10 protein-coding genes and 2 pseudogenes are annotated in these 10,767 nt (G+C 73.8%); 4 read left to right on the forward strand and 8 right to left on the reverse strand.

Going from position 1 to position 10,767, the window contains the following annotated elements:
* A pseudogene (locus ACFWM7_RS28920) lies at positions 1-203 on the forward strand (GNAT family N-acetyltransferase); the annotation flags it as partial.
* Between the two features lie 33 nt (positions 204-236).
* Here ACFWM7_RS28920 and ACFWM7_RS28925 read toward each other — a convergent pair.
* The 5 genes from ACFWM7_RS28925 to ACFWM7_RS28945 are packed head-to-tail and all read right to left on the reverse strand — an operon-like array spanning position 237 to position 4,728.
* Complete coding sequence (locus ACFWM7_RS28925) at positions 237-929, reverse strand: demethylmenaquinone methyltransferase (protein WP_383265949.1); 693 nt, start codon at positions 927-929, stop codon at positions 237-239.
* A gap of 30 nt (positions 930-959) precedes the next feature.
* The gene (locus tag ACFWM7_RS28930; protein WP_383265952.1) at positions 960-1,886 is read right to left on the reverse strand and encodes a TauD/TfdA dioxygenase family protein; all 927 of its coding nucleotides are present in this window, start codon (positions 1,884-1,886) and stop codon (positions 960-962) included.
* Between the two features lie 33 nt (positions 1,887-1,919).
* On the reverse strand, positions 1,920-2,747 hold the full coding sequence (locus ACFWM7_RS28935; RefSeq protein ID WP_383265955.1) for an ABC transporter ATP-binding protein: 828 nt from the start codon (positions 2,745-2,747) through the stop codon (positions 1,920-1,922).
* Positions 2,731-3,783 (reverse strand): ABC transporter substrate-binding protein, encoded by a 1,053-nt coding sequence (locus ACFWM7_RS28940; protein WP_383265957.1) that lies wholly within the window; start codon positions 3,781-3,783, stop codon positions 2,731-2,733. The genes ACFWM7_RS28935 and ACFWM7_RS28940 overlap by 17 nt, the downstream gene beginning before the upstream one ends.
* A gap of 57 nt (positions 3,784-3,840) precedes the next feature.
* Positions 3,841-4,728: an ABC transporter permease gene (locus ACFWM7_RS28945; RefSeq protein ID WP_383265960.1), complete on the reverse strand. Its 888-nt coding sequence runs from the start codon at positions 4,726-4,728 to the stop codon at positions 3,841-3,843.
* 501 nt (positions 4,729-5,229) lie between these two features.
* On the opposite strand from ACFWM7_RS28945, the gene ACFWM7_RS28950 reads away from it, so the two are divergent.
* From ACFWM7_RS28950 to ACFWM7_RS28960, 3 genes are read left to right on the forward strand one after another with little or no spacing between them, the layout of a single operon-like run.
* Positions 5,230-5,739 carry a SigE family RNA polymerase sigma factor gene (locus ACFWM7_RS28950; RefSeq protein WP_383265973.1) on the forward strand — a complete coding sequence of 170 codons (510 nt, stop codon included), beginning with the start codon at positions 5,230-5,232 and terminating at the stop codon, positions 5,737-5,739.
* Positions 5,740-5,748: 9 nt separating this feature from the next.
* Positions 5,749-6,729 (forward strand): hypothetical protein, encoded by a 981-nt coding sequence (locus tag ACFWM7_RS28955; protein WP_383265962.1) that lies wholly within the window; start codon positions 5,749-5,751, stop codon positions 6,727-6,729.
* Positions 6,726-7,778 carry a DUF3152 domain-containing protein gene (locus ACFWM7_RS28960; RefSeq protein WP_383265965.1) on the forward strand — a complete coding sequence of 351 codons (1,053 nt, stop codon included), beginning with the start codon at positions 6,726-6,728 and terminating at the stop codon, positions 7,776-7,778. The genes ACFWM7_RS28955 and ACFWM7_RS28960 overlap by 4 nt, the downstream gene beginning before the upstream one ends.
* Before the next feature lie 23 nt (positions 7,779-7,801).
* On the opposite strand, the gene ACFWM7_RS28965 is transcribed toward ACFWM7_RS28960, so the two are convergent.
* The 3 genes and pseudogenes from ACFWM7_RS28965 to ACFWM7_RS28975 all read right to left on the reverse strand — a co-directional run.
* Complete coding sequence (locus ACFWM7_RS28965) at positions 7,802-8,452, reverse strand: hypothetical protein (RefSeq protein ID WP_383265967.1); 651 nt, start codon at positions 8,450-8,452, stop codon at positions 7,802-7,804.
* A gap of 7 nt (positions 8,453-8,459) precedes the next feature.
* Positions 8,460-9,659, reverse strand: a complete 1,200-nt coding sequence (mqnC, locus tag ACFWM7_RS28970) for a cyclic dehypoxanthinyl futalosine synthase (RefSeq protein ID WP_383265970.1) — start codon at positions 9,657-9,659, stop codon at positions 8,460-8,462.
* Positions 9,660-9,732: 73 nt separating this feature from the next.
* Positions 9,733-10,767: pseudogene (locus ACFWM7_RS28975) on the reverse strand (serine/threonine protein kinase); the annotation flags it as partial.

The raw sequence follows: 10,767 nt of genomic DNA on the forward strand, positions 1-10,767 counted from the left end.
GGGGGGGCGGGGGGACGGCCCCCGCCGCCGCCCCCCCAGGGCGGGGGGGGGGGGGGGGGGCCGGGGTGGGCGAGGTGGTCGCGATGATCCACTCCCGTAACGCCCGGTCGATGGCGGTGGCGGAACGGCTCGGGATGCGGCGGGCCGAGTCGTACGACACCCCGCGCGGCCAGGAGGCCGTCTGCTTCCGGCTGGAGCTGTGAGGCCCCAAAGGCCCCGCAGACTCCGGGAATGACTCAGGCGCGGGTGGCCCGGTGCAGGGCCACCACGCCGCCGGTCAGGTTGCGCCAGGCGACCTTCGACCAGCCCGCCTTCTGGAGCAGTGCGGCGAGGGCGGGCTGGTCGGGCCAGTCGCGGATGGACTCGGCGAGGTAGACGTACGCGTCCGGGTTGGACGACACCGCGCGGGCGGCCGGCGGGATCGCCCGCATCAGGTACTCCGTGTAGACCGTGCGGAACGGGGTCCAGGTCGGCTGGGAGAACTCGCAGATCACGACCCGGCCGCCGGGCTTCGTCACCCGGTACAGCTCGCGGAGCGCGACCTCGGTGTCCTGGATGTTGCGCAGCCCGAAGGAGATCGTGACGGTGTCGAACGTCTCGTCCTTGAACGGCAGCTTCATCCCGTCGCCCGCCGTGAACGGCATCCACGGGTGGCGCTCCTTGCCGACCTTGAGCATGCCGAGCGAGAAGTCGCACGGCACGACATAGGCGCCCGCCTGCACGAAGGGCTGCGAGGAGGTCGCCGTACCGGCCGCCAGGTCGAGGATCTTCTGCGCGGGCCGGGCGTCGACGGCGCGGGCGACCGCCTTGCGCCACAGCCGGGCCTGGCCGAGCGAGATCACGTCGTTGGTCAGGTCGTAGTTGGCCGCCACACCGTCGAACATCGAGGCGACTTCGTGCGGCTGCTTTTCCAGGGAGGCTCGGGTCACCCTTCCATTCAAGCAGCCGCGCCACCGGGATCAGTGAGGGCGGTCGCCTGCGATGGCCACGCGCTCCGCGATCCGGCGGTGCGGGGCGTAGTCGTTGACCGCGTAGTGCTGGGTGGCCCGGTTGTCCCAGAACGCGACGTCGCCCGCCCGCCAGGAGAACCGCACCTGGAACTCCGGGGCGTGCGCCTGCTGGAACAGCAGGCGCAGCAGCCGGTCGCTCTCCTCCTGCGCGAAACCGACGATCCGGGTGGTGAACGAGGCGTTGACGAAGATCGTGCGGCGTCCGGTGACGGGGTGGCGGCGCACCACCGGGTGCTCGACCGGCGGGAACTGCTCCTGGTGCGCCGCCAGCCGCTCCGGGGGGTAGAAGCGGGCGAAGCCGGGGATGAAGTCGTGCACCGCCCGCGCCCCCTCGATGCGCTCCTTCACCTCCGGGTCGAGATTGTCGTACGCGGCGGCCATGTCCGCCCACAGCGTGTCGCCGCCCACCGGAGGCACCTCGCGCAGGTGGAGGACCGCGCCGAGGGCGGGGCGCTCGCGGAAGGTGACGTCGGTGTGCCAGACGTTCTCGAAGGTGGGCACGGCGGTGCGGTCGAGGCGGGCCACCTCCGGGTCGTCGCCGGTGGCGAGCAGCGGGTTGGTCTCCAGCTCGCCCCAGAGCCCGGCGAACGCCCTCTGCTGCCGCGAAGTGAGGTGCTGGTCGCGGAAGAACAGCACCTTCCACTCCAGCAGCGCCCGGTCCAGCTCGGCGCGCACCGCCGATTCCAGCGGGCGGGACAGGTCGACGCCGTGGATCTCCGCGCCGATGACCCGGCCGAGCGGGACCAGCCGGAAGCGCTCGTACGGGCGGTCGGTCCAGCCCTCCGGAACCCGGCGCAGCTCGCGCGGGCCCTCGTACAGGCCGTCGGCGGGGATACGGGCCTCGCGCAGAACGGGGGTCGTCGCGGTGGTGGTCATGGTTCTTCTCCTCTCGGGTGTACGGGCCGGGGGTCAGCGGGCCGCGTTGCGCACGGCCGTGCCGATCTCGGCGCGCAGGGCGGCGTACGCGGGCAGCCCGCGCAGTTCGTCGGGGTCGGCGCCGGTGCGGGGCAGGTCGATCGGGACGTCCAGGGCGACGGTCCCCGGACGGTTGGTGAGGACGATCGCGCGGGTGCCGAGGAAGACCGCCTCGTCCACGCTGTGGGTGACGAAGACCGAGGTGGTCCCGGTCTCGGCGCTCACGGTGCGCAGGTCCTCCTGGAGCCGTTCCCGGGTCAGCGCGTCGAGCGCGGCGAACGGCTCGTCCAGCAGCAGGAGCCGCTTGCCGCCCGCCAGGGCGCGGGCGATGGCGACGCGCTGCTGCTGGCCGCCGGAGATCTGCCAGATCCGGCGGCCGGCGGTGTCCCCGAGGCCGACCCGGTCCAGCAACTGCGCGATACGCTCAGGCCGTTCGGCCCGGGGCACGCCCGCGTACTTCAGCGCGAGGCCGATGTTGTCACCGACCGTGCGCCAGGGGAAGAGGCGCGGCTGCTGGAAGACGATGCCCGCCCGGTTGCCGGGTGCGGGGCGCTCCCCGAACACCTCGACCGCGCCTTCGGTGGCGTGCTCGAAGCCCGCGATCAGCCGCAGCAGGGTGCTCTTGCCGCAGCCGGAGGGTCCGACGAGGACCAGGAACTCACCGGCGGGGATCTCCAGGGAGAGCGGGCCGAGCGCGGTGACCGCGTCGGCGCCCCGCCCGTAGGAGTGCCGGACGTCCCGTACGGAGACGACGGGAGCGGTCGCCTCGCCCGTACCGGCCTCCGTCTCGGGCGCCTTGCGGATGTCAGGGGCTGACGGCATCGCTGAGCCCTTCCACGTGGATGGCCTTGCGCAGGGCCTCGATGTCCGGCGCGGAGTCGATCTGCTTCTGGTCGACGAGGAACTGCGCGGCGCTCTGCAGGTTGTCCGCCAGGCCGCCGACCTCGCCGGGGGCGCCGAGCCACTTGGCGTCGGCCTGTTCGGCGGGCTTGAGGAAGATGCCCTGCTTCAGCTGGGAGCCCGCCTCGTCGGGGCTGATGCCGAGCTGCTTGCCCACGGCGGCCGACGCGGCGTCGGGGTCGTCGTGGATCAGGTCGAGCGCCTGCGCCTGGGCCTTGCGCCAGGCGGGCAGGACGTCGGGGTGGGCCTTGAGGAAGCGGGTGGAGGCGACCCCGAGGTCGAGGGTGGGCTTGCCGCCGGCGGCGAGTTCGCGGCTGGAGACGATGACCTTGCCGGTCTTCTTCAGCTCCTCCAGCGTCGGCAGCCAGACGTACGTGGCGTCGATGTCGCCGCGCGTCCAGGCCGCCAGGATGTCCTGCGGCTCCAGGTCGAGCAGCTGGACCTTCGAGGCGTCCACCCCGGCCCGGTCGAGCGCGGCGAGGAGGCTGTAGTGGGAGGTGGAGCTGAACGGGGTGGCGACCTTCCTGCCCTCCAGGTCCTTCACCGAGGAGACCTTCGAGCCGTTACGGGCGACCAGCGCCTCGTTGTCCCCGGCGACGTCGAGCACCCAGGTGACCTCGTACGGGATGTTCAGCGGCGCGGAGAGCCCTCGGGCCACCGGGCTGGAGCCGATGGCCGCGAGGTCCACGGACCCGGCGACGAACGCGGTGTTGATGCTGGCCCCGGAGTCGAACTTGGTCCACTTGATGTCGTAACCGGGCAGCGCCTTCTCCAGCCAGCCCTTCTCCTTGACGATCAGGTCGCCGCTGGGGAACGCCTGGTAGGCGATGCGTATCGTCTTGCCGCCGTCGCCCCCGCCGCCGGAGCCGCCGCCCTGGCCGCACGCCGTCACCGCCAGCAGGGCGCCGAGGGTCACGGCGAGGAAGGTGAGGCGGAGCGGGCCGCGTGTTCGGGGCATGTGCGTGTCCTTCGTACGTGAGTTGGGAGTGGTCGGGGCGTCAGGGCGGGGGGGCGGTTACGTGTGGCTGCGCCACGGGGCGAGGCGGTCCGCGAGCAGCCGCAGGACCGCGTCGATGAGCAGGCCGGAGATGCCGATGGCGAAGAGGCCGAGCACGACGGTGTCGGACTGGTTGTAGCGCTGGGCGTCCCGGATCAGGCCGCCGATGCCGGGCAGCCCGTTGACGGTCTCGGCGGCGACGACGGAGGAGTACGCGATGCCGAAGGCGAGCCGGACGCCGATCAGGATCTCGGGCAGCGCGGAGGGCAGGACGACGGAGGTGACGACCTGTCCGCGCCGGGCCCCGATCGCGCGGGCCGTTTCGACCAGGGCCGTCGGCGCGGACGCCACGGCGGAGGCGGTGGCGACGGCGACCGGCGGCATCGCGGCGATGGCCAGCAGCCACAGCTTGGGCGCCTCGTCGATGCCGAACCAGATGATCAGCAGGCTGAAGTAGGCGAGCGGAGGCAGGGTGCGCAGGAACGCCACCGCGGGCTCCAGCACCACCCGTACCCAGGGCAGCGTCCCCATGAGAACGCCGAGCACGAGCCCGGCGACCACGCCCGCGCCGGCCCCGATGAAGATCCGGCGCAGGCTGATCCCGAGGTGCTCGATCAGGGTGTGGCCCTGGTAGCCCCGGACGCCGTCGTGCGTGCCGGAGGTCTCCAGCAGGGCCCGCCACACGGCGGCGGGCGAGGGCACGAGCACCGGCGACCACAGCTGGAGCACGGTCACCAGCTGCCAGCCGCCGAGCAGGACGGCGAGCGCGAGGACGCGCAGGCCGATCCGGCGCAGCAGGGCGGCGCGTTCGGGGCGGCGGCCGCCGGCGTCGTTCGGCGGGCCCGGGGGCGCGGGAGCGGCGGCGGGTTCGGCGGTCCGTTCCCGCAGGGACGGGGAGGTCGGCATGGAGGGCTCTCCGGAGTCATGGAGCGTCGCCGGACCTGCGCGGGCAGGCCGGAGGGGCATGAGCGGGCGGCGCCCCGGGGGCGCGAGGATGCGAGGAGCGGAACCCGGAGGTGATCAGACGCCGAAGGCGCAGAAGACACAGATGGCGCGGAAGGCGCTCAAGGTGCTGGTACCGGGGACGCGCGCAGGCATCACGTGGGCATCGCGGAGGATGCCGCGGCCGGCATCAACAGGATGCGCTGGAGACGCGGCAGAGATCGATGTGGAGGCACTCCACCAGAAAACGATCGACTGGCACGGGCGCTGTTCTAGCACAGCGCTTCGCGCGGGCACCAGGATCCGCCGACAGGTGAGACGCCCCCGGACCGGTGTGTGGACCGATGCGCACACCGTCTCGAACTGATCTTCACTTCTCTTCAACCTTTTCGGCACACGGGTGCTCTGTAAGGGGTGGGGGTCGAGGAGAGGGGAGGGCGGATGCCGGCAGGGGCCCAGCCCGCCATGGCGGACGGCGAGCGCGCCGCGTTCGAGGCGTACGCCCGGACAGGGCAGCGCCGGCTGTACCGGACGGCCTACCTGCTGTGCGGAGACGTCGAGGGCGCGCAGGACCTGACGCAGACGACGCTCGCCAAGCTGTTCCAGCACTGGCGCAGGGCGAGCCGGGCGGACAACCTCGACGCCTACGCCAAGACCGTGCTGGTACGCACCTTCGTGGCCGAACGCCGCCGCTCCGTACGGGATCTGCTCGCCCACCACCGCAACGCGCCCCGCCCGCACCCCAATCCCGCGCCGGGCGCCGACCTCCGGGTCACCCTGCTCGCGCTGCTCGCCGAACTCCCGCCCCGGGCACGGGCGATGGTCGTCCTGCGCTACTGGGACGACCTGAGCGTGGAGACCGTGGCGTCGCTGCTGCGGTGCAGCGAGTCCACGGTGAAGAGCCAGTGCTCGCGTTCGCTCGTCCGCCTGCGCGCCCGGCTGGGCGACGTCCAGCTCTACTCCACCGGAAGCTGAGGGCCGGTCATGATCCCCGAACCGCACGAGCACCTGCCGCCCCGCGAGCACAGCGAAGGCGTCCCTGGCGAAGGCACGCCCGACGAGGAGCTGTTCCGGGACGAAGAACTGTTCCGGGACGAGGAACTGTTCCGGGACGCCCTGCGCCGGACCGTCGGCCCGGTGTCCCTCCCGCCGGATCTGGTCCCCGACGCGGTACGGGAGGGCCACCGGCGGCGGGCCAGGACCCGGGCGTTCGCGGTGGCGGGCGCCTTCGTCGCGGTCACCGCCGTCACCCTGGGCCTCTCCGTGCTCGGCCCCTGGCTGTCGGCGGGGCCGGACACGGAACCCGCCGCGCCCGCCGGACCGTCCCTCTCCCTGCCCGCGCCCACCTCGTCCCCGTTTCCCCAACGTACGGAGCCACGCCCCGACATGCCGAGCCCCACGTCCCTCCCCGTGCCGACGGAGTCCGCGCCCGTGCCTCCCGGGCCGCCCGCGCCCACCCTGTCGGCTCCGCCCGGCCTCGGCCCCCAGGAGGACCAGCGCCTGGCGGACTTCCGGCAGCGGGCGGCCGAGGCCCTGGACGCCGTGCTGCCCGCGTCGATCGGGGCCGTCGTGCCGGCCGGCGACGACCCGGGGAGCTACCGGGCGCGGCGCGACGGCGTCGTGCACGCCGTCCGCCTGTCGGTGCGCCCGGATCAGGGGAGCGCGGCGCCCGCCTGCCGTGACATCCCGCGGAAGGGGCTGACCTGCGAGTCCGTCGCCCTGGAGGACGGCACGCCCGCGCAGGCCTACCGGCAGCTCACCGGGGGGCGGGGCACGGAGGTCTCCCTGCAGTACCGGTCCGGCCGCAGCACGGTGGCGCTGTCCGTCTCGCCCGCGCGGTCCGGGGCGGGCGGCACTCCCGTCACCGCCGGGGACCTGGTCCGGGTCGCCCAGGACCCGCGGTTCCGGGAGCTGATCGCGTACGCCGACGAGCACCCGGTGGCGTGGAGCGGGGCCGCCTCGTGAAGCGCCGCCGCACGACCGGCACCCTGCCGCCCGCGTACGGGGAGCCGGTGCGCGACGAGGACACGTTCCCGCTGCGCGTGCCGCCGCCCCGCACCCCGGGGGACACCCGGGGCGGCCCGCCGCCCACCACCCGTCCCGGGCGCGCCCCCGGCTCCCGTTCCCGGTCCGCGGTGCGGTCCCGGTCGCGGGTGCGGCGTCGGCAGCGGAACCGGCGGCGGGCCCTCTCGCTCGCGGTGTTGGCGCTCACGGCCGTGGCGGGTGCGGCGCTCCTCGTCGGCCGCCCCTGGCAGTCCGGGGGCGGCCCGGCCGACGCCGCCCCGGCCCCGTCCCGTACGGCGCCGGCCGGACCGGACAACGCGTCGGAGCCGTTGGAGGACGCCCCTTTGCCCACTCCCCCGCCGACCCCGACCCCGTCCCCGTCCCTGTCCGCTTCGGCCGGGTCGGAGGGCGGTACGGAGGAAGAGGAGGACCTCCCCCGGGCCGAGGACATCCCCGCCTCGGGGCCCGGCACGTTCACCGTGGCCCGGGCCGGCGTCTCGGCGAAGGGCAGGGGCAGCGCCTACCGGGTCGAGGTGGAGAACGGCATCGGCGTCGACCCCGACCGGGCCGCCGCCGACATCGCCGACGTCCTCGCGGACCCGCGCGGCTGGAGCCACGGCGGCGAGCGCTCGTTCCGCCAGGTCGCGGACGGATCGGCCGGACTGGTGATCCGGATCGCCACCCCGGCGACCACGGACCGGATGTGCGGCGAGTACGGCCTGAACACGCGCGGCGAGGTCAACTGCCGGGGCGGCGAGAAGGTGATGGTCAACCTGAAGCGCTGGCAGCTCGGTTCACCGCAGTTCGACGGACCCGTCTCCGAGTACCGGGCGCTGATCGTGAACCACGAGGTCGGCCACTGGCTGGGGCGCGGCCACGAGACCTGCCCGGGGAAGGGGCGTCCCGCCCCCGCGATGATGCAGCAGATCGACGGGCTGAAGGGCTGCGTCGCCAACGCCTGGCCGTACGACGCGAAGGGACGCTACCTGGGCGGCCCGAAGGTGCCGTGACGCCCACTGCTGGGGCACAGGCCTCAGCGGGCGCGGTGCACCAGCCGCCCCGCGAGCACGGTCGCCACGCAGGGCCGGGGCTCTCCTCCGTACAGCGCCGCCTCGTCGGCCACGTCGAAGACCGCGAGGTCGGCGCGCCCGCCCACAGTCAGCGGGCCGTGCGCGATACGGGCCAGATCGCCGCCCGCCGCGAAGGGGTCCAGGGCCGGCACGCCCTCCCGCACGGGCAAAGGCCCGACCTGGACCAGCCCCGACCGGGCGACGGCCGTGCGCAGCGCCGGATCGTCCGCGCCGAGGGGGCCGACCACATGCGTGGTCCCGTGGCGCAGCATCCGCTGGAGCCCGCGCCGTACGCTGCCGGCCCGCCGGGTCGTGTCCATCGTCGCCGCGATCCGCTCGAACGCCTCACCCCACAGCGGGAGTTCACCGAGTTCGTCGGACTCGCGGGGGTCGGGGTGGTAGCAGCGGGTGAGCAGTTCGGCGGCCCGGTCGTGGCGCAGTCCGGGGGTGAGGAGCCCGGGCCAGCGGCGGACCCGGGCGGCCGGGTGCGCGGCGGCGACCTCCTCGTACGGCCCGAGGGCGGCGATCCGGTCGCCGTCCACCGCCACCGCACCGTCCACGACGGCCGCCGCGCCGACCGGGAGGACCAGGGGCGCGGCGTGAATCGTCAGCATGGATACGTCAGTTGGCGTTGAGGAGCTTCAGCTCCGGGTGGGCCGTGCCGCCTTCGATCGCGGTGGACGAGATGTGCGAGACGACGCGCTCGTCGACCGGGTCCATCGCCGGGTCGTCGTGCACGACGAGGTGCTCGTACGTCGTGGCGCGCTGGGCCGGGACGCGGTCGGCCTTGCGGATCAGGTCGATGATCTCCAGCCGGTTGGAGCGGTGCTTGGCGCCGGCCGAGGAGACGACGTTCTCCTCCAGCATGATCGAGCCGAGGTCGTCCGCGCCGTAGTGCAGCGACAGCTGGCCGACCTCCTTGCCGGTGGTGAGCCAGGAGCCCTGGATGTGGGCGACGTTGTCGAGGAAGAGCCGGGCGATGGCGATCATCCGCAGGTACTCGAAGAGCGTGGCCTGCGTGCGGCCCTTCAGCTTGTTGTTCTCCGGCTGGTAGGTGTACGGGATGAAGGCGCGGAAGCCGCCCGTGCGGTCCTGGACGTCCCGGATCATCCTCAGGTGCTCGATGCGCTCGGCGTTGGTCTCACCGGTGCCCATCAGCATGGTGGTGGTCGACTCGACGCCGAGGCCGTGCGCGATCTCCATGATCTCCAGCCACCGCTCGCCGGACTCCTTGAGCGGGGCGATGGCGGTGCGCGGCCGGGCGGGCAGCAGCTCGGCGCCCGCGCCGGCGAAGGAGTCGAGCCCGGCGGCGTGGATGCGGCTGATGGCCTCCTCGGCGGAGACCTTCGAGATCCGGGCCATGTGCTCGATCTCGGAGGCGCCGAGGGAGTGGATGACCAGCTGCGGGTACGCCTTCTTGATCGCGGAGAAGTGCTCCTCGTAATACTCCACGCCGAAGTCCGGGTGGTGGCCGCCCTGGAACATGATCTGGGTGCCGCCCAGCTCCACGGTCTCCGCGCAGCGGCGCAGGATGTCGTCGAGGTCGCGGGTCCAGCCCTTGTCGGTGGCCGTGGGCGGGGCGTAGAAGGCGCAGAACTTGCAGGCCGTGACGCACACGTTGGTGTAGTTGATGTTGCGCTCGATGATGTACGTCGCGATGTGCTCCGTACCGGCGTAGCGGCGGCGGCGTACGGCGTCGGCGGCGGCGCCCAGTGCGTGCAGCGGCGCGGACCGGTAGAGGTCGAGCGCCTCCTCCGGGGTGATCCGACCGCCTTCGGCGGCTCGGTCGAGGACGGGCTGAAGGTCGGCCTTCTCGGTCACCGGGCTGTCACCTTTCGGCGGTTTTTTTTGACGATCCACGGACCGATCCAGCGTACGCCAGCCCCTTGCGCGATCAGTCGCCGGACCGGGTGAGCTTCCCGTACGGGAGACCGGCGGCGCGTTCCTTCGAGCGGTAGTCCAGGGTGCCGTCCTCGGCGAGGCGGAAGACCAGGTCGGCCTCGGTGGTGGTGCACAGGCCGGGGGTGCTGGGGCGGTCCGGGTCGGTGGCCTCGCGGATGTTCAGCTCCTTCGCGGTGCCGGAGGCGAGGGTGCCGACGCTGTTGCAGGTGACGGTGATGCCGAGCTGGGAGATGGTCGTGCTCATCCGGACGACCTGCTCGCCGCGCTTGCCCGCGGTGAAGACGGCGGTGAGTGTGCCGTGCGGCTGACCGCTCGTCCTCTCGGTGACCGGGCCCTCCCAGGTGCCGATGTACGCCTTCGGCAGCGCGACCACCGGGGCCTCGCTCGCGGCGTCGTCGGACTCGGCGGGCGACGGCTTCTCCCCTGCCGGTGGGGAGGCGGACCTCGACGGGGTCGCGGCGGCGTCGTTGCCCCGGTCCCGGTCGGCGTCGCTGCCCGGGAAGAGGCCGTCGAGCAGCCCCGTGCCGAGGGTGACGACGGCGAGCGCGCCCGCCACGGCCAGGGCGACGGTGCAGCTGACCCGGCGGCTGCGGCGCTCGCCGGAGGTCTGCCGGTTCTCGGCGCTGACGGTCAGGGAGAGGCGGGGGTCGCCGGTGCGCTGCCCGGGCAGCCCGCTCGCGCCGTGTGCGCCGTCGCCGCCCTGCCGGTAGGTCCCGGCGTGCGCCGGGGGCGGCGGTGCGGTGGGGGCGGACTTGGCGCGCGGCGGCATCGGTGGCGGAGGAGGGGGCGGTGTCCCGTAGTCGTCCTGCGGATGCGGCGTTCCGTACGCGTCGTCCTGCGGATGCGGTGTCCGGTAGGGCACGTCGTCCTGCGGCGCTTCCGGCGGGTGCGGTGCCCGGCCCGGTGCATCCCGCAGCGCTTCCTGCGGTCGCGGTGTCCCGTACGGCGCTTCCTGCGGGTTCGGGGCGGGCGGGCCGAATTCGCCGGGCCGGCCCGGTGCGGCCCCGGGCCCCGGCCAGGGCCGGGG

The sequence above is a fragment of the Streptomyces sp. NPDC058375 genome (genome assembly GCF_042723425.1).
Lineage (GTDB): Bacteria > Actinomycetota > Actinomycetes > Streptomycetales > Streptomycetaceae > Streptomyces > Streptomyces durocortorensis.